This window comes from Methylobacillus sp. DLP286, assembly GCF_056636515.1.
On record NZ_CM153145.1, the window covers coordinates 1,273,561 to 1,292,509 of the forward strand.

Annotated in this window: 24 protein-coding genes; 15 read left to right on the plus strand and 9 right to left on the minus strand. The window is 59.2% G+C overall.

Annotated features, from left to right (window positions below):
* Positions 1–88: 88 nt before the first annotated feature.
* From ACWXTG_RS06070 to ACWXTG_RS06100, 7 genes are all read left to right on the plus strand, one after another.
* A protein-coding gene (locus ACWXTG_RS06070) for an IS3 family transposase (protein ID WP_480220557.1) occupies positions 89–1,242 on the plus strand; the annotation gives its coding sequence in 2 pieces (ribosomal slippage) (positions 89–329 and positions 329–1,242; 1,155 coding nt in all).
* Positions 1,205–1,759, plus strand: a complete 555-nt coding sequence (locus tag ACWXTG_RS06075; RefSeq protein WP_480221059.1) for a hypothetical protein — start codon at positions 1,205–1,207, stop codon at positions 1,757–1,759. The genes ACWXTG_RS06070 and ACWXTG_RS06075 overlap by 38 nt, the downstream gene beginning before the upstream one ends.
* A gap of 54 nt (positions 1,760–1,813) precedes the next feature.
* Positions 1,814–2,413 (plus strand): NAD(P)H:quinone oxidoreductase, encoded by a 600-nt coding sequence (gene wrbA, locus ACWXTG_RS06080; RefSeq protein ID WP_480221060.1) that lies wholly within the window; start codon positions 1,814–1,816, stop codon positions 2,411–2,413.
* 78 nt (positions 2,414–2,491) lie between these two features.
* A complete protein-coding gene (surE, locus tag ACWXTG_RS06085) occupies positions 2,492–3,235 on the plus strand; it encodes a 5'/3'-nucleotidase SurE (protein WP_309566806.1) in 744 nt (247 codons plus the stop codon).
* Between the two features lie 3 nt (positions 3,236–3,238).
* On the plus strand, positions 3,239–3,910 hold the full coding sequence (locus tag ACWXTG_RS06090; protein WP_480221061.1) for a protein-L-isoaspartate(D-aspartate) O-methyltransferase: 672 nt from the start codon (positions 3,239–3,241) through the stop codon (positions 3,908–3,910).
* Positions 3,910–4,959, plus strand: coding sequence for a peptidoglycan DD-metalloendopeptidase family protein (locus ACWXTG_RS06095; RefSeq protein ID WP_480221062.1), 1,050 nt, complete (start codon positions 3,910–3,912; stop codon positions 4,957–4,959). The genes ACWXTG_RS06090 and ACWXTG_RS06095 overlap by 1 nt, the downstream gene beginning before the upstream one ends.
* 25 nt (positions 4,960–4,984) lie before the next feature.
* The gene (locus ACWXTG_RS06100) at positions 4,985–5,326 is read left to right on the plus strand and encodes a hypothetical protein (RefSeq protein ID WP_407993764.1); all 342 of its coding nucleotides are present in this window, start codon (positions 4,985–4,987) and stop codon (positions 5,324–5,326) included.
* A gap of 51 nt (positions 5,327–5,377) precedes the next feature.
* Here ACWXTG_RS06100 and ACWXTG_RS06105 read toward each other — a convergent pair whose 3' ends face one another.
* The 7 genes from ACWXTG_RS06105 to ACWXTG_RS06135 all read right to left on the minus strand — a co-directional run bounded on the left by ACWXTG_RS06105 (position 5,378) and on the right by ACWXTG_RS06135 (position 9,960).
* On the minus strand, positions 5,378–5,725 hold the full coding sequence (locus tag ACWXTG_RS06105; RefSeq protein ID WP_480221063.1) for a DUF488 domain-containing protein: 348 nt from the start codon (positions 5,723–5,725) through the stop codon (positions 5,378–5,380).
* A 113-nt stretch (positions 5,726–5,838) separates the two neighbouring features.
* Positions 5,839–6,210, minus strand: coding sequence for a thioredoxin family protein (locus ACWXTG_RS06110; protein WP_309566799.1), 372 nt, complete (start codon positions 6,208–6,210; stop codon positions 5,839–5,841).
* A gap of 59 nt (positions 6,211–6,269) precedes the next feature.
* Entirely contained in the window at positions 6,270–6,872 is a 603-nt protein-coding gene (locus tag ACWXTG_RS06115; RefSeq protein ID WP_480221064.1) for a nitroreductase family protein, read from the minus strand.
* Between the two features lie 4 nt (positions 6,873–6,876).
* Positions 6,877–7,953: an alkene reductase gene (locus ACWXTG_RS06120; RefSeq protein WP_309566797.1), complete on the minus strand. Its 1,077-nt coding sequence runs from the start codon at positions 7,951–7,953 to the stop codon at positions 6,877–6,879.
* An 82-nt stretch (positions 7,954–8,035) separates the two neighbouring features.
* Positions 8,036–8,617, minus strand: a complete 582-nt coding sequence (locus ACWXTG_RS06125) for a YceI family protein (protein WP_309566796.1) — start codon at positions 8,615–8,617, stop codon at positions 8,036–8,038.
* A gap of 39 nt (positions 8,618–8,656) precedes the next feature.
* Positions 8,657–9,223: a flavodoxin family protein gene (locus tag ACWXTG_RS06130; RefSeq protein WP_287111127.1), complete on the minus strand. Its 567-nt coding sequence runs from the start codon at positions 9,221–9,223 to the stop codon at positions 8,657–8,659.
* 23 nt (positions 9,224–9,246) lie between these two features.
* Complete coding sequence (locus tag ACWXTG_RS06135; protein WP_309566795.1) at positions 9,247–9,960, minus strand: pirin family protein; 714 nt, start codon at positions 9,958–9,960, stop codon at positions 9,247–9,249.
* A 137-nt stretch (positions 9,961–10,097) separates the two neighbouring features.
* On the opposite strand from ACWXTG_RS06135, the gene cysZ reads away from it, so the two are divergent.
* The 8 genes from cysZ (at position 10,098) to ACWXTG_RS06175 (ending at position 16,941) form a co-directional block, all read left to right on the plus strand.
* Positions 10,098–10,859: a sulfate transporter CysZ gene (gene cysZ / locus ACWXTG_RS06140; RefSeq protein ID WP_309566794.1), complete on the plus strand. Its 762-nt coding sequence runs from the start codon at positions 10,098–10,100 to the stop codon at positions 10,857–10,859.
* Complete coding sequence (locus tag ACWXTG_RS06145) at positions 10,856–11,761, plus strand: LysR family transcriptional regulator (protein WP_309566793.1); 906 nt, start codon at positions 10,856–10,858, stop codon at positions 11,759–11,761. The genes cysZ and ACWXTG_RS06145 overlap by 4 nt, the downstream gene beginning before the upstream one ends.
* Before the next feature lie 132 nt (positions 11,762–11,893).
* On the plus strand, positions 11,894–12,349 hold the full coding sequence (locus ACWXTG_RS06150; protein WP_309566792.1) for a phosphate-starvation-inducible PsiE family protein: 456 nt from the start codon (positions 11,894–11,896) through the stop codon (positions 12,347–12,349).
* 21 nt (positions 12,350–12,370) lie between these two features.
* Positions 12,371–13,279, plus strand: a complete 909-nt coding sequence (locus ACWXTG_RS06155; protein ID WP_309566790.1) for an AAA family ATPase — start codon at positions 12,371–12,373, stop codon at positions 13,277–13,279.
* An 85-nt stretch (positions 13,280–13,364) separates the two neighbouring features.
* Complete coding sequence (locus ACWXTG_RS06160; protein WP_309566789.1) at positions 13,365–14,222, plus strand: DUF58 domain-containing protein; 858 nt, start codon at positions 13,365–13,367, stop codon at positions 14,220–14,222.
* Positions 14,219–16,180 carry a transglutaminase TgpA family protein gene (locus ACWXTG_RS06165; RefSeq protein WP_480221065.1) on the plus strand — a complete coding sequence of 654 codons (1,962 nt, stop codon included), beginning with the start codon at positions 14,219–14,221 and terminating at the stop codon, positions 16,178–16,180. Before ACWXTG_RS06160 ends, ACWXTG_RS06165 begins: the two co-directional genes overlap by 4 nt.
* Positions 16,180–16,686, plus strand: coding sequence for a tRNA adenosine(34) deaminase TadA (gene tadA, locus ACWXTG_RS06170; RefSeq protein ID WP_407996986.1), 507 nt, complete (start codon positions 16,180–16,182; stop codon positions 16,684–16,686). Before ACWXTG_RS06165 ends, tadA begins: the two co-directional genes overlap by 1 nt.
* A gap of 39 nt (positions 16,687–16,725) precedes the next feature.
* Positions 16,726–16,941, plus strand: coding sequence for a hypothetical protein (locus tag ACWXTG_RS06175; RefSeq protein WP_407993777.1), 216 nt, complete (start codon positions 16,726–16,728; stop codon positions 16,939–16,941).
* Between the two features lie 9 nt (positions 16,942–16,950).
* On the opposite strand, the gene ACWXTG_RS06180 is transcribed toward ACWXTG_RS06175, so the two are convergent.
* On the minus strand, positions 16,951–18,015 hold the full coding sequence (locus ACWXTG_RS06180; RefSeq protein WP_480221066.1) for a rhomboid family intramembrane serine protease: 1,065 nt from the start codon (positions 18,013–18,015) through the stop codon (positions 16,951–16,953).
* A gap of 86 nt (positions 18,016–18,101) precedes the next feature.
* Positions 18,102–18,788 carry a Bax inhibitor-1/YccA family protein gene (locus ACWXTG_RS06185; RefSeq protein WP_407993779.1) on the minus strand — a complete coding sequence of 229 codons (687 nt, stop codon included), beginning with the start codon at positions 18,786–18,788 and terminating at the stop codon, positions 18,102–18,104.
* Between the last annotated feature and the right edge of the window lie 161 nt (positions 18,789–18,949).

The window sequence follows — 18,949 nt, forward strand, 5'->3', positions numbered from 1 at the left end:
TCTTAGAAAGTCTAGGTCGTACAAATGAATCGCCCCCACTTTCCTAGACAGCTCAAGAGCCTCAAACTATGGAAGTTGAGGAGACATCATGAGCAAGCAACAACGTTACACCGAAGAATTCAAACAGGCCGCCGTCAAGCAAGTCACTGAACGTCAGTTTTCAGTAGCAGAAGTCGCGGAGCGGTTGGGCGTTTCAAGCCATAGCATTTATGCTTGGATCAAACGATTCAACACGCCTGAAGACGAACTACAGCACGTCTCCAATCAGCAAGCAGAAATCCGTCGCCTTCAGGCTGAGCTGCGCCGCGTCACTGATGAGCGAGATATCCTAAAAAAGGCCGCCGCGTACTTTGCCAAGCTGTCCGGGTAAAGTACGCATTTATTCAAGAGCACGCCTGCTCTCACCCTATCCGACGTCTCTGTCGCATGATGAGTGTGCATCCCAGCGGTTATTACGCATGGCAACAGACACCACAGTCTGCAAGAGCGCAAGAAGACCAGCGCTTGCTAGGCCATATCAAGCAATCCTGGCTGGAGAGTGGTGGGGTTTATGGCTATCGCAAGATCAAAGATGATCTTCGAGCTTTAGGGGAGACCTGTGGCAAGCACCGTGTTGCGCGATTGATGCGTCAAGAAGGGTTACGTTCTCAAACTGGCTACCGGCGTCGCCCTGGTCAGCTTGGCGGACGGCCCGCTGTGGTCGCGCCTAATCATCTGGAGCGCCAATTCGACGTGAACACTCCCAACACAGTATGGGTGACGGATATTACCTATATTCGAACCCATGAAGGATGGTTATATTTGGCTGCCGTGCTGGATCTCTTCTCACGCCAAGTCGTCGGGTGGTCAATGGCACCTAGGATGGATCGTGACTTGGCGATCAGCGCATTGCTGATGGCGGTATGGAGGCGGAGACCAGATGGAGAGGTGCTAGTCCACTCAGATCAAGGTAGTCAGTTCAGCAGCTATGATTGGCAGGCTTTTTTAAAAGCGCACCGTCTCAAACCTAGCATGAGTAGACGAGGCAATTGCCACGACAACGCTGTCGCAGAAAGCTTTTTCCAATTGCTGAAGCGGGAAAGGATACGGCGGAAGATTTACGAGCATCGAGAAGCTGCCCGCCAGGATATATTTGATTACATCGAAATGTTTTACAACCCTAGGCGTCGACACAGTTTCAATAATGGCCTATCGCCAGTAGAGTATGAAAAGCGTTATTTCGAGGGGCTGGCGACTGTCTAGGATAGTAGGGGCGATTCATATTGAACATATTCCAATTACATTAACATCCATTCGTAAATGTATTGAAAGCAATGATCAAGAATCTGCAATCATCCTAATCTATACACTTATTGAAGGAGAGATCAATACTGTTATCCGAATGGTGCTTCGCATACGAGGTTTCTCTCATTCAGTTATTTCTGACTCACTTCGCGGAATTGATCTGAAGTCAAAAATTGATCTCCTTCTCCCAGTCATTGGCATTGCAATACCACAACGTATTCGTCAACTGGCATTCGAGTCTCAAAAAATACGTAATGCTTCCATCCACTTTAAAGCCTTACCTTCTACATGGTCAGATGAAACTAACCAAGAAGGAGATCGCGCTTGTAATCAAAAAAAAGCTATTGAGTTTATAAATCGGACACCAGTACAACATATTGAAGAAAGCATTGTCCCTTTTCTAGATAGCTGCATGTGGCAATGCAAAGAAATCCAAGAGGCTTATAATCTTTTACAACGACTCAAAACAACTTAGCATGGCGCTCCAATACACTTTAATCCTGATCCAAATATTCACTATATAGCTCGCGTGACCAATATACTCGTCCTCTACTATTCCCAAAACGGTTCCGTCCGCGAGATGGCCAAGCTCATCGCGCGCGGCATTGCTTCCGTCGAAGGCGCGCAGCCCAGGTTGCGCACGGTGCCCAAGGTATCGGCCAATCATGAAGCAACGGAACCCGAGATTCCGCAGAGCGGCGACCCTTATGTCGAGCTTGCCGACCTTGAGGAATGCGCGGCATTGGCATTGGGCAGCCCGACCCGCTTCGGCAATATGGCGGCGCCGATGAAGTATTTCCTCGATAGCACCAGCGGGCTCTGGCTCAAGGGCGCGCTGATCGGCAAGCCTGCCGCGGTGTTCACTTCCACCTCCTCCATGCATGGCGGGCAGGAGAGCACGCTGCTCTCGATGATGATTCCCTTGCTGCACCACGGCATGCTGGTGCTGGGCCTGCCCTATTCCGAGCCTGCGCTCGCCGCCACCAGCACGGGCGGCACGCCTTACGGCGCTAGCCATCTTGCCGGGGTGATGAACGACCAGCCAATCAGCGCCGAGGAAAAAGCGCTGTGTATCGCGCTGGGAAAACGCCTGGCGGAAACTGCCGTCAAGCTCAAGCGCGGCGGCTGAAACCGCCTGTCACATTTTTTATGCGATTGTTGTCGGATGGGCGTGAAAAGCGCTCCATGACTCGGTTATAATAAAAAAATGCGTATTCTTCTTTCCAATGACGACGGCTATTTCGCCCCCGGGCTCAATATCCTGGCCCAGCACTTGGCGAAGGTGGCGGACATCGTGGTCGTCGCCCCCGAGCGCGACCGTAGCGGCGCCAGCAATTCCTTGACGCTGGACCGTCCGCTGTCGGTACATAAAGCCAGCAATGGCTTTTATTATGTCAACGGCACCCCTACCGACTGCGTGCACCTCGCCGTGACGGGCTTGCTCGACGAATTGCCCGACATGGTGATTTCCGGCATCAACGACGGCGCCAACATGGGGGACGACACCATCTATTCCGGCACCGTCGCCGCGGCCACCGAGGGTTTCCTGCTCGGCGTGCCTTCATTTGCCGTCTCCATGTCGCGCCACGGCGTACAGCATTTCGAGACGGCGGCACGCTTCATGGTCGGCCTGGTCGAGCGTTACCAGAAGGACCGCTTTCCGCCGCCCGTGCTGCTGAATATCAACGTGCCGGATGTGCCGTTCGAACAGATCCAGGGCACGGAGGTCACGCGCCTCGGCAAGCGACACAAGGCGGAGCCTGTGATCAAATCCACCACGCCGCGCGGCCAGACGGTCTACTGGATCGGCGCGGCAGGCAGCGCGCAGGATGCCGGGGACGGCACGGATTTCCATGCCGTGAGCCAGAACCGTATATCCATCACGCCCCTGCAAATCGACCTCACGCAATACAGCCAGCGTGAACAGGTCAAGAACTGGCTTGCGCTGTAAAGCATGAGCAGCACGGTATTACGCGGCATCGGCATGACTTCCCAGCGTACGCGCGAGCGCATGCTGGGACGCCTGAGCGAGAAAGGTATCAAGGACGAGGTGGTACTGGCGGCCTTGGGCGCCATTCCACGCCATATCTTCGTCGACGAGGCGCTGTCCTCGCGCGCCTATGAGGACGGCTCGCTGCCGATCGGCTTCGGGCAGACCATTTCCCAGCCCTACATCGTGGCGCGCATGACCGAGATCCTGCGCAACGGCGGCCCGCTCGGAAAAGTGCTGGAGATCGGCACCGGCTGCGGCTACCAGACTGCCGTGCTTTCCAAGGTTGCCAAGGAAGTCTACTCGGTGGAGCGCATCCGCCCGCTGCTGATGAAGGCGCGCGGCCATTTGCGCGAATTGCGCCTTGCCAATATCAAGCTCAAGCATGCCGACGGCACCATGGGCTTGCCGGAACTGGCACCTTTTGACGGTATTATTGTCACAGCGGCTGCGCGCCATATCCCGCAAGAGCTGCTCGAGCAGCTTGCCGTGGGGGGACGCATGGTGATCCCCGTCGGCACCGAAGAACAAATCCTGTACCTGGTCGAGCACATCAAGACGGCAACAGGCTCTGAATACAGACAAAGTAAACTGGAAGCGGTGAAATTCGTGCCGCTGCTAGGTGGAACCAACTAATGCAATGGACTAAGCAAGTCAACAAATCCTGGCTCGTCAGCCTATTCCTGATCGGCCTGGCCGGCTGCAGCACGACCGAGCACGCTCCGGTGGTGGACCGCGCGCCGGCAGCCAAGCCGACGGTCGCCACACAGAGCAAGCCTAGCGCCAGCCAGCAATCCAGCGACTGGCGCCCCAATACGCATACGGTCAAGAAAGGCGACACGCTCTACAGCATCGGCCTGGAATACGGGTTCGACTACAAAGAGATTGCCCAGCTCAACAATATCGCGCCGCCAGCCTACACCATCCATATCGGCCAGCAGCTCAACCTGCCTGCCCGCACGGCAGATGCAGCCCCGGCAGCCAGCCCGATCCCAGGCCAACCGGCCAGCATCGCCGATGGCGATGTCATCATCACGCCGCTCAACCTGGATGGCGGCAGCGGTCCCGCCACCGCGACAGGCCAGACAGGCGCCGCTACGCCAGCGCCCGGCCAGCCGTTATTGGTGGTTGAGCCCAAGGCGCTGCGCCAGCCCTACAGCGAAGCGGCCTTGAATGCCCCAGTGCCTGCGCCGCAACCCCAGGCCGTGGCAGCGCCAACGGCGGCTACGCCTGCAACATCCAGCACGCCGGCTACAGCCCCCACCCCGGCACCAGCCTCTGCCGCTTCCTCTGCCACGAACAGCATCGAAGGCATCGACTGGGCATGGCCGACCAACGGCAAGGTGATCGCAGGCTTCAACGATTCCGCCAGCACCAAGGGGCTGGATATCGGCGGCGCCATGGGGCAGCCCGTGCATGCAGCCGCGCCCGGCAAGGTAATCTACAGCGGCTCGGACCTGCGCGGCTACGGCAAGCTTGTCATCATCAAGCACAACAACACCTTCCTCTCGGTCTATGCCCACAACAGCAATATCCTGGTGAAGGAAGGCCAGCAGGTCACCCGTGGGCAGAAGATTGCAGAAATGGGCGATTCCGATACCGACAAGGTCAAGCTGCATTTCGAGATTCGCCGCCAGGGCAAATCGGTAGACCCGAGCAAATACCTGCCGTCATCCCCGGGCTAGAGACAGCCTCCAGGAGCCAGCCAATATGAGCAAACCTGCGCGCAACCCCGATGCCAAGCCAGAATCCTTGCTCGCCACCTTGCTGGCCGCCCTCCGGCTGGGATTGATGCTGGTCGGAATCGTCGGCATTGCCGTACACCTGTTCAATGACGAAGGCTGGCTGGACCGCTCCATGGCCTGGGTATTTTCCGGCACCTGGACGTTGCTGGCCGTTCCTGCGGCGATATTGGTCATCTATCTTGCCAACCGCTGGTTGACAGCCCCCAGACGCGGCGAATTGAGCAAGCGGGGCGACCTGCCGCTTTACCTCATGATGGGGATAGGCGTATTTTTCCTGTTCCGCCTGATCAGCACGGGCGGCTTCTAACTCCTGAATCCTTTGCGCTCCCTCCCTGCCAAACCGGCCCTGAGCCTGCCGTCAGGCGGAGGCATCCAGCCATTGCTTGAGGATCACGGCCTCGTTATGCAACCGATCGCGGGCCGCATATATCAAGGAGATGTCTTTTTGCTGCGCGAGTTTCTGCAGTTCAGCCCATGCCGGGTTGTTTTTCAATTCGGCACGATAGCGCCGCTTGAATTCCTGCCATTTTTTCGGGTCGTGCCCGAACCATTGCCGCAGCTCGGTAGAAGGCGCAACCTCCTTGAGCCAGAGATCGATGCAAGCCTTGGCTTTCGTCAATCCGCGCGGCCAGAATCTATCTACCAGTACGCGTGTGCCATCCGACTCGATCGGAAGTTCATAGGCGCGCTTCAACATGACGTTCATGATGCTCTCCATGTGGCGATCATCCATGTACACCGGATGGTAGCAAATAAAAATGCCGCCCACTTTTCCAAGTGGGCGGCACTCAATATGCTTCTATACATCAAGCCTGATTGCTACTTGGCGGCTGCCTCCTGCTGTGCGTAATACTCGCGCACCTGGGTCATGTCGTAGGCCCTTGCCCACTCGATGATTTTGTCCAGCGCAGGAGCGCCGATCTCGCCGACCTGGGCATGAATGCCGGCCTGCTCGCGGATCACCAGGATGCCCGGGATCTTGTCGACCTCGAAATACTCGCTGATTTCCGGGTCTTCCTCGGTATTCACCATGCCGAACACGATATCCGGGTTCTGCTCGGAAGCAGCCTCGAAAACAGGCGTGAAAGCGACGCACGGCTGACACCAGGGTGCCCAGAAATCGACGATCACAAAGTCATTGCTCTCGATGGTTTGCTTGAAGTTGGCTTTTGTAAGCTGCAAAACAGGCATGATTAAATCCCGGCTAATGGATGGAATTTTTCATTATAACAGACCTGTATACCGGCAACTCAGACAATAGGCTTGCCCCAGGCGCTGTCGAAGAACAGCTCGCCCAGTTCGCGACGGCTGCGTGCAGCCAGCTCACGCTCCTTGGCTTCCCCTTCCAGCGTGGCAGGATCGGCTGCATAGCCTATCGAGACCATGGCAATGATCTCGATCTGCTCGGGGATGGCAAAAGCGGCGCGCAGCTTGTCGGCGTCAAAGCCTGCCATCTGGTGCGCCATCAGCCCCAGTGCGGTTGATTGCAGGCAGAGGTTTTCTGCGGCCGCGCCGCTGTCATACGCTGCCCAGCGGTTGGGCTTGCCGTTATGGTGGAACTTGGTGTCCGCGGCGATCAAGACCAGGAGCGGTGAATTCTTGACCCAGCCCTGGTTGAACTCCACCAGGGTGTCGAAGGCCTTTTGCCATGCTGCGGCATCCTTGTTCTTGTCCCAGACAATGAAGCGCCACGGCTGGTCGCCGTAGCAGGACGGCGCCCAACGGGCTGCCTCCAGCAAGGCAATGGTCTGCTCGTGGCTGACCGGCTTGCTGGCGTCATAGGCGCGGCCGCTCCAGCGCTCGGCAATGGTGGAATCGATGGGTACGCTGGTGACTGCTGGTTTTCTTGACATCTTATTATCCTTGTAGAGTTGGGTAATCGGTATAGCCCTTGGCATCGCCGCCATAGAATGTGGCTTGGTCAGGGGTATTCAGCGGCGCATCCTGCCGGAAGCGTTCCACGAGGTCGGGGTTGGCAATGTACAACGCGCCGTAGGCGACCGCGTCGGCATGGCCCGAGGCAATCGCGGCATCGCCCTTGGCCTTGTCGTAGCCGAGGTTGGCGATGTAGCCGCCCTTGAAATGCTTGCGCAGCGCGGAAAAATCGAACGGCGGCACACCCTCTCCGCCCATGCCGCCTTCCACAACGTGCAGGTATGCCAGGCCAAACGGGCTGAGGCTGTCGGCCACATGGTTGAACAATGCCTGCGGGTCGGAATCGCTGATATCGTTGAACGGGTTCAGCGGCGAGATGCGCACGCCGACACGGTCGGCGCCCGCTACCTCGACCACCGCCTTGGTCACTTCCAGCAGCAGGCGCGTGCGGTTCTCGATACTGCCGCCGTATTCATCGGTGCGATGGTTGGTGCCGTCGCGCAGGAACTGGTCGAGCAGGTAGCCGTTCGCGGCATGAATCTCGACCCCGTCGAAACCGGCCTCGAGCGCGTTGCGCGCGGCACACGCATAATCCGCCACAATGCCAGGCAGCTCCTCGATCGCCAATGCACGCGGCGTGACGAAATCCTGCAAGCCTTCGTAGGTGAAGGCCTGACCTGCCGGCTTGATGGCGGAAGGCGCGACCGGCAAGGCATTGCCGGGCTGCAGGGACGGGTGCGAGATACGCCCCACATGCCAGAGCTGCAGCACGATCTTGCCGCCCTTGGCATGCACGGCCTGGGTGACCAGCTTCCAGCCTTCGACTTGCTCGGGATCGTGTATGCCCGGGGTGGCGGGATAACCGTGCCCCGTGGCGGAAATCGGCGTCGCCTCGGTGATGATCAGCCCGGCGGAAGCGCGCTGGGCGTAGTATTCGGCATTGATGGGTTGCGGCACGTTGCCCTTGCCGGCGCGGTTGCGGGTCAAGGGCGCCATGACGATGCGGTTCGTGAGCGCGATGCTGCCCAACTTGGTCGGGCTGAATAAATCGGCAGACATGAATTTCCTCCGTGATCAAACAACAAAACGCCGCGCAAGCATCATCTGCGGGCGTTTCAGGTTAAGACAGGACGGGCAAGGCCTACTTCTTGACGCCTTCGATCAGCAAAGTGACTTCGACATCATCGCCCACCGGGGAGCCAGGCTTGCCCCAGGTGTAGCCGTAGTCGGACGCCCGGATGATGGTCTTGGCTTCGATACCGGTGCGCAAGCCGCCCCATGGGTCCTTGCCGAAACCGAGCACGGCAAACGGGAAGGTCACGTCCTTGGTCACGCCGTTGATGGTGAGCTTGCCTGTGACATTGCCCTGGCTGGCGGAGGTGGGTTCGATCTTGGTGCTGACGAAGTGGATCTCGCCGAACTTGCCGGCATTGAGGTATTCCTCTTTCTTGATGTGCTCGTCGCGCTTTTCGTTGCTGGTGTTGACGCTCAGCACGTTGATCTTGGCATCGACGCTAGACTTGGCGAGGTTGTCCTTGTCGATGACCAGCTTGCCGGTGATGTCGCTGAAGGTGCCGGAAGTCTTGGAAACCACATGGCGGATCGCGAAGTTGGCGAAGCTGTGCTTGTTGTCGATCTCGTAAGTCTCGGCAGCGGCAAACGCCAGGCTGCTTGCCGCGAACAGGCCTGCAACCAGGCCCAGTTTAGCGATGGAATGTTTCATTGCATTTCCTCTCTGCGTATCAAAAAGTCGTTATTAATATTAACCGCGTAGCTTCTTGGTGATATCGGCAACACGCTCGCCCAGGTGTTCCGCGGTAAGCAAGTCGCTCTGCAATGGAGCGACGTCAGGGCCTTGGTCACTATTGGCCTGGGCCAACGCGCCAAGGAACCCGCCCAGGCGGTTCAAGTCATTGACTGAGCCCGCACTGCTATTGTTCCCCGGCAGCAGATCATTGCCTACCCAGATCATGCCATGCTGGGCGGCAAATATGGTGAGCTGCACGATGGTGTTGAGCTTGTCGCCGCTCTGGCTTGCTGAAGTGGTAAAGCCTGCCGCCACCTTGTCCTTCCAACCACGGTTATACCAGATGCTGGAGCTGGCATCCATGAATGCCTTGAACTGGGCGGAAGCCGAGCCCATGTAGGTCGGACTGCCGAAGATGATGGCGTCCGCCGCGTTCAGCGCCTCCCAGTCTTGCTGCGCCTCCTCGGAATTGAGCAACCGCACCTCGGTGCCGGCCACTTTTTCCGCCCCGCGCGCCACCGCTTTTGCCTGGACTTCGGTATGGCCGTAGCCGCTGTGATACACCACTACAACTTTCGTCATGATATTCCTTTCAATACACAAGATTAATGGGACGTATGGGATGGCAGGTCGAACAGCAGCACTTCTGCTTCTTCCCCTGCCGTGATCTCAATATGTTGCTGCGCGTCGACCTTGACGGCATCGCCAGCCTCCAGCAGCAGTTCTGCCAGCGTGACGCTTCCGCGCGCCACCTGCAGGTATACGCTGCGACCGGGCTGCATGCCGTATTCGATCTGCTGGTTTTCAGACAGAACTGTTGCATACAGAGCAACGTCCTGATGGATGCGCAATGAACCCTCGCTGCCGTCGCGCGATGCGATCAGACACCACCGGTCGCGCTTCTGCTCGGCGGCAAAATGCTTCTCCTCGTAGCCAGGCGCTATTCCATCCTTCTCGGGCAACAGCCATATCTGCAAGAGATGTGCCTGGCTGCGGTCGGAAGCGTTGAATTCGCTGTGGACGATGCCGGTGCCCGCGCTCATGCGCTGCACGTCTCCCGCACGGATCACCGAGCCGTTGCCCAGGCTGTCCTCGTGGCGCAGCTCACCCTTGAGCATGTAGGTGATGATTTCCATGTCGCGGTGCGGATGCATGCCAAACCCCATGCCGGGCGCGATCACGTCCTCGTTGATCACGCGCAGCACCGAGTAGTGCATGTGCTCGGGATCGTGGTAACCGGAAAAGGAAAACGAATGGTAGCTATCGAGCCAGCCATGGTTGGCATGGCCGCGGTCCTGGGCTTTACGCAGACTGATCATGGTGCGCCTCTCTTCATTTTCAATAATATTGAACGTCAGCAGGCATGGTAGATAATCGCTTGCGGTATGAATAGCAAAGAATTTTGTATATATTGTTCAAAAATTATGAACATGTTGCGCAACGCCGCCCACAGCCGATGACAACCGACATTCAACTTCGTGGCCTTTCAGGACCGCAATATCTATTGCAAGGCCTGAAGCTGGTATTGAGCCCGGGCCTGCGCCTGTTCGTGCTGCTGCCGCTGCTTGCCAACCTCGCGCTCTTCATCGGCATGGTCTATTACGCTGTCAAGCAGTTCGACCGATGGATTGCGGGCTTATTGTCCACCCTGCCCGGCTGGCTGGAGTTCCTTTCCTATCTTGCCTGGCCCTTGTTCGTCATCCTGCTCGCGCTGATCATCTTCTTCACCTTCAGTTTGTTCGCCAACCTGATTGCCGCGCCTTTCAACGGATTGCTGGCGGAAAAGGCGGAAGTCATGATCCGCGGCCAGGATGACTTTCCGGCGTTCAACCTGCAGGAACTGCTGGCCATCGTCCCCCGCACTCTGGGCCGGGAATTGCGCAAACTGCTTTACTTCCTGCCGCGCGCGCTCGGCCTCATGATCCTGTCGCTGATCCCCGGACTCAACTTGCTCGCTCCGCCCGTGTGGCTGCTGTTCGGCGTCTGGATGATGTGCGTGCAATACCTCGACTACCCTGCGGACAACCACAAGCTTGGCTGGCAGGACATGCTGGCCTGGCTGAGGCAGAAGCGCCTGAAAAGCCTGGGCTTTGGCGCCAGCGTCTATGCGGCGCTGTGGGTTCCCGGCCTCAATGTGCTGATGATGCCCGCGGCGATTGCGGGCGCCACGCTGTTCTGGGTGCGCGAGCGCGACCCGCTCCCGAAAGCCTCGGCATGAGCATCAAGCTCTCCATCGAGGCGCTGGAAGTGCTGGATGCGATTGACCGCGAAGGCAGTTTCTCTGCGGCAGCCGAGAGTCTCTACCGCGTCCCCTCCGCCATCACCTACACCATCCGCACGCTGGAAGACGACCTCAACATCAAGCTGTTCGACCGCAGCGGGCACAAGGCGAAGCTCACCGAGGCCGGGCTGGAGCTGTTGCGCGAAGGCCGCCACCTGCTCAAGGCGGCCGGCGAACTGGAATGCCGGGTGCGCCGCGTCGCCACCGGCATAGAAACCGACATCCGCATCGCCATCAGCGACATCCTCAGGCTGGAGCCGTTGTACGACATCATGGAACGCTTCTACCGCCAAGGCTTCGGCACCCGCGTGCACCTGCTGCGCGAGGTCTACGGCGGCAGCTGGGACGCCCTGATCAGCAACCGGGCGGACATCTCGATAGGCGCGCCAGGCGAAGGGCCGCCGGGCGGCGGCTACACCACGCGCCTGCTCGGCACGATGGAGTTCGTATTCGCCGTGGCGCCCCACCATCCCTTGGCGCAAGCGCCAGAGCCGCTGACGAACCACGACATCCAGCAGCACCGTTCCATCTCGGCGGCAGACAGCTCGCGCCACCTGCCGCCCAAGACTTCCGGCATCCTGGACGGGCAGGATGTGCTGTCGGTTCCCGATATTCCAAGCAAGGCGCTGGCGCAGATCAAGGGGTTGGGCGTAGGCTATTTGCCGCGCAAGCTCGCCGAATACCATGCCGCCCGCGGCGAATTGCTGATCCGCGAAGTGGCGGAATCCAAGCCGGAGGTCGTCGCCTACATCGCCTGGCGCAGCGGCGGGGGCAAGGCGCAGCAATGGCTGCTGCAGGAATTGCAGACCATCGACGTCGAGGCGTTCATGCCCGGATGAGACGAACCAGCATTTGTTCAGCGGAAATTTGGTATATTGGTCGCTGAGCATCGTCCCGCCTCAAAAATCAAGCAATAATGCCGTTGAATAACGACACGCCATAAACAAACAAAGGGGAGACAGGGCACAACCATGGCACAGAACCATTTTCCACGCGAATTTAATGTCATCAACCGCTACACCATTCGCGCCATGCTCTGGCTGAATGGTTTCGCGCATATCACCATCGGGCTGGCGCTCGCAGTGTCCGTGATGATGTTCACCTGGCTATTTTTCATTGACGTGCGCGAGGCTTTTGCCGCCAACAACCTCGTACACGGCTTCCTCAATGCCCTGGGCACCCTGATGCTGCTCTGGTCGATCTCGGCGTTGATTTCCGCCGAGATCCGCTACCTCATGGGCGCCAAGCTGGAGGTGGAAACCTTTATCGAAGTCGCCATGGTACTGGTGTTGCGCAAGCTCATCATCATGCCGGTGCAGGAAGTCACGCCCGACCCCATGGAGGTGGTGCTCTGGGTTGGCGCGGGCCTCATGCTCGGGCTGACTTTCGTGCTGGTGCGCTGGGGCCAGAAGCAGCAGGTCGATTGAAACAAACTTTAAGGAAACAGCATGCAGGCCCAGATCCAGGCCATCATCAATAACACCGGCCGCATCATTCTCGGCAAGGAGCCACAAATCAAGCTGGCCCTTGCCGCCCTGCTCGCGCGCGGGCACCTGCTGATCGAGGACCTGCCCGGCATGGGCAAGACCACCTTGTCCTATACCCTCGCCCAAGTGCTGGGCTTGCAGTTCAACCGCGTACAATTCACCAGCGACCTGCTGCCGGGCGATATCCTCGGCGTATCGGTCTACGACCGCAATGAAGCCGATTTCAAGTTCCATCCCGGCCCGGTGTTTACCCAGGTGCTGCTGGCGGATGAAGTCAACCGCGCCACGCCCAAGACCCAGAGCGCGCTGCTGGAAGTAATGGAAGAAGGCCAGGTGACGCTGGAAGGCGAAACGCGCCCGCTGCCAAAACCCTTCTTCGTGATCGCCACCCAGAACCCATCCCAGCATATCGGCACCTTCGCCCTGCCGGAATCGCAGCTGGACCGTTTCCTCATGTGCATCAAGCTGGGCTACCCCGACCCGCGCGCCGAACGCGACCTGCTGCGGAACAATGGCGGGCGCCACGGCATCCATGCGCCCGAACAGGCGATCGATGCTGCCGGGTTGCTCGCCATGCAACAGGCAGTGGACCGCGTGCATCTTTCCGATACGCTGCTGGACTACCTGCAGGCGCTGTTGCAATACAGCCGCAATTCCAGCCAGTTCACGGCCGGCCTCTCGCCCCGTGCCGGGCTTGCGCTGCGGCAATGCGCGCAAGCCTGGGCATTGACCCATGGCCGCGACTTCGCCATCCCCGAAGACATCCAGGCCGTGCTGCCCGGCGTGGCGGGCCACCGCCTGCAACCTATTTCCGGCAGTGCCGTCAGCGACACCGCCCAGCACCTGCTGAATGCCGTCGCCATTCCCTGATATCAAGCCAACTTGGCCGGCCAGGCTGTTACGGCGGCATAGCGCAATTTTGCCCGCCCGGCTGACGCGGCAACGGATATACATCATGCCCAGCCGCGCAGGCTGGGGTCTTGCCATCGTGTTGTTCGCCATGCTCACAGGAGCCATCAATTACACCTTGAGCCTGGGCTTCATCCTCACCTTCTTGCTCGCAGGCATGGCGCTGGTTTCCCTGCTGCACACCTGGCGCAACCTGGCATGGCTGCAGGTGGAGGCCGCCCCGCCACCCGCCGTTTTTGCCGGGCAGGATGCCATACTGCAAATCACCCTGACGGAGGACCGCGGACGTGACCGCCTCGCCATTGCCGCCGGCATCGGGGGCCAAGAGCCCTTGTTCGTCGATGTGCCGGCTAACGGCACAGGCACGCTGGCAATCGGCAGCCCGACGCTCAAGCGCGGCTGGCACGCTATCGGCACACTTACCCTCTCCACCGGGTTCCCCGGCGGGCTTTTTCGCGCGTGGAGCAAACTGGAGCCCGGCGTGCGTTGCCTGGTGTATCCTCGCCCTGCATCCAGCTCCCTGCCACTGCCGCAAGGCAATATGCCGGGCCGGGGCGGCAGCCTCTCCTCCCAGGTCGGGGACGAAGACTTTGCCGGCTTGCGGCTCTACCAACGAGGCGACTCTCCGCGCCGCATAGACTGGAAAGCGTCCTCGCGCGAACAAGGCATGTACAGCCGCGAATTCCATGCCGAATCGCAACAGCAGGTATGGCTGGACCTGGCCCAGACTCCCGGCAGCGACCTGGAGCAGCGCCTGAGCCAGCTCACCAGCTGGATCATGCAGGCGCACGACGCCGACCAGCGTTATGGCCTGCGCCTGCCCGGCACCCATATCGCCCCGGCACACAGCCAGGCGCATTATGAAGCCTGCCTGCGCGCCCTTGCCCTGCTGGAGGCTGAATGAGCCTCGCCATCAAGCCCGGCAAGGCCGACCTCCACTGGCTGCTGGGGGCCATGCTGCTCGCCATGGCGCTGCATTTCAGCCACTTCCCGTTGTGGACCAGCGCGTTGATCGTGTTATTCATGGCGTGGCGCCTGCTATTGCAATGGAGGCAATGGGCCATGCCCAGGCTGTGGCTGCTGTTGCCCATCACCCTGCTGGGCGTCGCCGGCATCTACCTGCAATACCGCACCCTGTTCGGGCGCGACGCCAGCGTAGCGTTGCTTGCGCTGATGCTGTCGCTCAAGCTCATGGAGTCCGGCACCCGGCGCGACTACGTCATCCTGATCTTTGCCGGGTACTTCCTCACCGTCACCGCCTTTCTATTCGACCAGTCGCTATGGGTCGGCGGCTACCTGCTGCTCCCGGTATTCGGCCTGACAGCGTGCCTGGTCGGCATCAGCTATCCTCACGGCGTCCTGTCCAACCGTTTGCGCAGCCGCCTAAGCTTGACCCTGCTGTTGCAGGCAGCGCCGCTGATGTTGATGCTGTTCCTGCTGTTCCCGCGCATTCCAGGCCCGCTCTGGGGCGTGCCGCAGGACGCCTATCGCGCCATGAGCGGCCTGAACGACCATATGCAGCCGGGCGACATCAGCGAGCTCAGCCTGTCTGGCGCAGTGGCCTTCCGTGTGCAGTTCCAGGGAGCTATTCCTGTGCAGCAACAGCTTTACTGGCGCGGGCCGGTACTCTGGCAATACGATGGCCGCGGCTGGCATATGGCAGGAAATGGCCATGCCGTGGAAAAGCTGGAAGGACTCGGGGAAACCGTCGACTACACCGTCACGCTGGAACCGCACAACCGCCGCTGGCTGTTGATGCTGGATATTCCGCACACCCTGCCGGCGGGCAGCTACCTGACCAGCGAACGGCAGGCCCTCGCGCAAATGCCGGTCCGCACCCGGATGCGCTACAGCGGCAGCTCCCACGCGCAATACCGCCTTGCTCCCGAACTCAATAGCGAAGAGCTTGCCCAGGCATTGCAACTGCCATCAGGCGGCAATCCGCGCAGCCGCGCACTGGCAATGGCCTGGCAACGGGAGCTGCAAACGCCGGAACGCATCATCAATGCCGCATTGACGATGTTCCGCAGCCAGGGGTTTTTCTACACCTTGACCCCGCCGCAGTTGGGCGACGATGCTATCGATGATTTTCTCTTCAGCAGCAAGCGCGGCTTCTGCGAACACTATGCCAGCAGCTTTGCCTATCTCATGCGCGCAGCAGGCGTTCCCGCACGCATCGTCACGGGCTACCAAGGCGGTGAGACCAATCCCGTGGGGCAATACCTGATCGTGCGCCAATCCGATGCCCATGCCTGGGTGGAAGTCTGGCTGGCAAGCCGGGGCTGGGTCAGGCTGGACCCCACCGCAGCGGTCGCGCCATCCCGGGTGGATAGCGGCATCAATACCGCATTGACCGACAATACCCTGCTGCCCATCCTGGCACGGCAAGATCACGCCTGGCTGCGCAAGCTGTACCTGAACTGGGACGCCGTCAACAACGGTTGGAACCAATGGGTGCTAGGCTACAACCAGCAGCGCCAGCTTGAATTACTCTCGCGCATCACGGGCACGACAGTCAATTGGCAGCAACTCATGCTGTGGCTCACCGGCAGCCTGCTGCTCATGGCATTACTGTTGTGCGCCCTGCTGTTCCGCCGCAAGCGCATGCCAATCGACCCGGCGCAAGCGCTCTACCTGCGCTACCTGGCCAAGCTTTCGCGCCGCGGCATACAGGCCGGGGCCGGCGAAGGACCGCTCAGCATCCAGCAACGCGCCGGCAAGCTGTTGCCGCAGCACGAAGCAGAAATTGCCCGCATCACCCGGCTTTACCTCGCATTTCGTTACGGACCGCATGCAGAACCGCATGCTGAACGCAAAACCATGGCAGAATTACGGTCATTGATAGAAAGACTAAATTGTTGATGCCAGCACTTCATATAGCCCCCCCTGCCACCGACGAATACTTCATGCGCATCGCACTGCAACTGGCACAGGAAGCGGCCCTGATCGGCGAAGTCCCCGTGGGAGCCGTGGTCGTGAAAGACGGCGTGGTGATTGGCCGCGGCAGCAACGCGCCGATTGCGGGCCACGACCCCAGCGCGCATGCCGAAATCCGCGCCATGCGCGATGCCGCGGCCAGGCTGGGCAACTACCGCCTGACCGGCTGCACCTTGTATGTCACGCTGGAGCCTTGCGCCATGTGCGCAGGCGCGATCCAGCATGCCCGCATCGCACGCCTGGTATTCGGCGCCCATGATTACAAGACCGGTGCTTGCGGCAGCGTCATCGACCTCATGGCAGAAGAAAAACTCAACCACCACACCACGGTGGAAAGCGGCCTGTTGGCGGAAGAGTGCAGCGCTACGCTCACGCAATTCTTTGCCGAACGGCGGCGGCAACAAAAGGCAGAAAAACCCGGCGACAATTAAACGCCTGGATGAACAGGCAAGAGAACCGAGGAGGAAACAATGATTCCAGAAGAGTATATCGTGATCTATTTCGTATCGCTTGGGCTCTGTCTGCTTTCCACCATCTACAAAACGGCCTGTTTCAAATCCATGCTCTGCAGGCAGATTCTCGGCAGCGTGTTCTGGAGCCTAATCCCGGTCATGAACACGTTCAAGGCCATGCTCTGGCTGCTATCGCTGCTAGTGACATGGCTGGACAGGCTCAAGACTCGGTAGGTCAAATGCTCAAGGAGTAGGCTTGGCCGGCTTCCTGCCCTGCTTGAGCTCCTCGGCCAGGGCGCGCGAAGCATCGCGCTTTTGCTTGGTGTACTGCAGTATGTTCTCCAGCTTGGCGGCAGACGGCAGGTTGGGATCGTAGGGCAGTTGCGACAAGGCCTCGTAGCGCTCCTGGTAGCGGTCGGTGATATCGTTCTCGATCTGCTCCCCCAGCTCCAGATAAGTCACGTTGCCCTGCTTGCTTTCATGCATGATATGCAGCCAGGAGCGGTTGATCGCCTGGTCTTCCTGGATAAAGGCATTGATTTCCTTCTGCAACAGCAATTCATCGCCCCAGCTGTATTTAGGCGTGGGCAGCTTGAGCAGCATGATGGAAACGGCAGCCAGCAGCAAGCCGCCGCCGATCAGCCTGGGCAGACGCGGCACTACTTCTTGCGGCTTCAAGCCGCGCATCAACAGCAAGCCGGTCAGCATACCCGCGACAAACCCGCCGATATGCGCTGCATTATCGATCGCGGGAATCATGAAACCCAATGCGATGGTCGCGACGGCGAATACGCAGGCGCCGCCGAACAGCCAGCGGAACTCATGGCGATCCAGCAATGCCCTTTCCAGCCAGAGGAAAACGATCATCGCGCCGTAGATGCCGAAAATAGCACCCGAGGCCCCGCCGGAAACCGCTTGGTTACCCTGCCATACCAGCGAAAGCAGGTTGCCCGCCAAGCCGCTGACCAGATAGATCGCAAGGTAACGCCAATGACCGTACATACGCTCCACGAGCTGGCCGCCGTCCCAGAACGCGATCATGTTCAGCGCCAGGTGCACGGCGCCGAAATGCAGGAACAAGGCCGTGAACAAACGCCACCACTCCCCATCCTGCGTCGCCGGGCCAAAGTTGGCGCCCCAGGCAAGCTGCACGTTGTTGGGGGAGTGCCAGAAACCGGCGCCATTGAACAACATCAGCATAAACACCAGCAGGTTGGCCGCGATCAGGCACTTAGTCACCGGAATACCGGGCGTGCGCTGCTTGATCGCTGAGCCGAGAGAGGGCCAGTTGGCGGTAAGGTCAGTCATGTATTGGATTCGACAGGATATGCTCGATGATACGCTGAAACAAAAAACCCGCCACAAGGACGGGTTCTTGTCTTAGCGGCTAAAGATCAATCACGCTCGCCCATGAATGCCATCAGCAATTGCAGCAGGTTGACAAACAGGTTGTAGATATTGATGTACAAGGCCAGGGTTGCCATCACGTAGTTGGTCTCGCCACCGCGCACGATGCGGTTCACATCGAACAGGATGAAGCCGGAGAACAGCAGCACTGCCACGGCAGAGATCGCCAGCGAAGCGGCAGGCACCTGGAAGAACAGGTTAGCCAGCGAGGCAATGATCAACAGGATCAAACCGACGAACAGGAAATTGCCGAGGAAACTGAAATCCTTCTTGGTAGTGCTTGCGATCCCGGCCAGAGTCAGGAAGATCAGGCCGGTGCCGCCTGCAGCCAGGCCAACCAATTGACCGCCGTTGCGCAGGTTCAAAGCCACCTGCAGGATGGGGCCGAGCATCAGGCCCATGAAGAAGGTCAAGCCCAGCAGCAATACCACGCCGAAGCTGTTGTTGCGGTTGGCCGAAATCGCGAAGAACAGGCCGAACATCACGGCCAGCATGATCAGCGAGGACATGATCGGGCTGGCGGCCATCCACGAGAAATTCATGGACATGCCGACCAGCGCGCCGATCACGGTCGGCACCATGGTCAGGCCCAGCATCATGTAAGTATTGCGCAATACCTTGTGCGCGCCTGCCGGCAGCGTTTGAGTATTGGCGACTTGGTAATTCGCTTGCATCTAATGTACCCCCTAGGAAAAAACTGAAACTATGTCGCTAAGACTAGCCAATAACCTCGAAAGTTTCAACCATATCGCGGTGATTGGCTGAAATAAATACACCAAGGCTACAGGTGAAGCATCGCATGCATTAAAAACCAAGTCGACTTTTTAATTGAAAC

What these genes read in the sequence shown, in the direction of transcription:
- ACWXTG_RS06075 (WP_480221059.1), top strand. Translation starts at nt 1,205, where the DNA reads ATGAAAAGCGTTATTTCGAGGGGCTGGCGACTGTCTAGGATAGTAGGG.
- surE (WP_309566806.1), top strand. Translation starts at nt 2,492, where the DNA reads ATGCGTATTCTTCTTTCCAATGACGACGGCTATTTCGCCCCCGGGCTC.
- ACWXTG_RS06090 (WP_480221061.1), top strand. Translation starts at nt 3,239, where the DNA reads ATGAGCAGCACGGTATTACGCGGCATCGGCATGACTTCCCAGCGTACG.
- ACWXTG_RS06095 (WP_480221062.1), top strand. Translation starts at nt 3,910, where the DNA reads ATGCAATGGACTAAGCAAGTCAACAAATCCTGGCTCGTCAGCCTATTC.
- ACWXTG_RS06100 (WP_407993764.1), top strand. Translation starts at nt 4,985, where the DNA reads ATGAGCAAACCTGCGCGCAACCCCGATGCCAAGCCAGAATCCTTGCTC.
- ACWXTG_RS06105 (WP_480221063.1), bottom strand. Translation starts at nt 5,725, where the DNA reads ATGAACGTCATGTTGAAGCGCGCCTATGAACTTCCGATCGAGTCGGAT.
- ACWXTG_RS06110 (WP_309566799.1), bottom strand. Translation starts at nt 6,210, where the DNA reads ATGCCTGTTTTGCAGCTTACAAAAGCCAACTTCAAGCAAACCATCGAG.
- ACWXTG_RS06115 (WP_480221064.1), bottom strand. Translation starts at nt 6,872, where the DNA reads ATGTCAAGAAAACCAGCAGTCACCAGCGTACCCATCGATTCCACCATT.
- ACWXTG_RS06120 (WP_309566797.1), bottom strand. Translation starts at nt 7,953, where the DNA reads ATGTCTGCCGATTTATTCAGCCCGACCAAGTTGGGCAGCATCGCGCTC.
- ACWXTG_RS06125 (WP_309566796.1), bottom strand. Translation starts at nt 8,617, where the DNA reads ATGAAACATTCCATCGCTAAACTGGGCCTGGTTGCAGGCCTGTTCGCG.
- ACWXTG_RS06130 (WP_287111127.1), bottom strand. Translation starts at nt 9,223, where the DNA reads ATGACGAAAGTTGTAGTGGTGTATCACAGCGGCTACGGCCATACCGAA.
- ACWXTG_RS06135 (WP_309566795.1), bottom strand. Translation starts at nt 9,960, where the DNA reads ATGATCAGTCTGCGTAAAGCCCAGGACCGCGGCCATGCCAACCATGGC.
- cysZ (WP_309566794.1), top strand. Translation starts at nt 10,098, where the DNA reads ATGACAACCGACATTCAACTTCGTGGCCTTTCAGGACCGCAATATCTA.
- ACWXTG_RS06145 (WP_309566793.1), top strand. Translation starts at nt 10,856, where the DNA reads ATGAGCATCAAGCTCTCCATCGAGGCGCTGGAAGTGCTGGATGCGATT.
- ACWXTG_RS06150 (WP_309566792.1), top strand. Translation starts at nt 11,894, where the DNA reads ATGGCACAGAACCATTTTCCACGCGAATTTAATGTCATCAACCGCTAC.
- ACWXTG_RS06155 (WP_309566790.1), top strand. Translation starts at nt 12,371, where the DNA reads ATGCAGGCCCAGATCCAGGCCATCATCAATAACACCGGCCGCATCATT.
- ACWXTG_RS06160 (WP_309566789.1), top strand. Translation starts at nt 13,365, where the DNA reads ATGCCCAGCCGCGCAGGCTGGGGTCTTGCCATCGTGTTGTTCGCCATG.
- ACWXTG_RS06165 (WP_480221065.1), top strand. Translation starts at nt 14,219, where the DNA reads ATGAGCCTCGCCATCAAGCCCGGCAAGGCCGACCTCCACTGGCTGCTG.
- tadA (WP_407996986.1), top strand. Translation starts at nt 16,180, where the DNA reads ATGCCAGCACTTCATATAGCCCCCCCTGCCACCGACGAATACTTCATG.
- ACWXTG_RS06175 (WP_407993777.1), top strand. Translation starts at nt 16,726, where the DNA reads ATGATTCCAGAAGAGTATATCGTGATCTATTTCGTATCGCTTGGGCTC.
- ACWXTG_RS06180 (WP_480221066.1), bottom strand. Translation starts at nt 18,015, where the DNA reads ATGACTGACCTTACCGCCAACTGGCCCTCTCTCGGCTCAGCGATCAAG.
- ACWXTG_RS06185 (WP_407993779.1), bottom strand. Translation starts at nt 18,788, where the DNA reads ATGCAAGCGAATTACCAAGTCGCCAATACTCAAACGCTGCCGGCAGGC.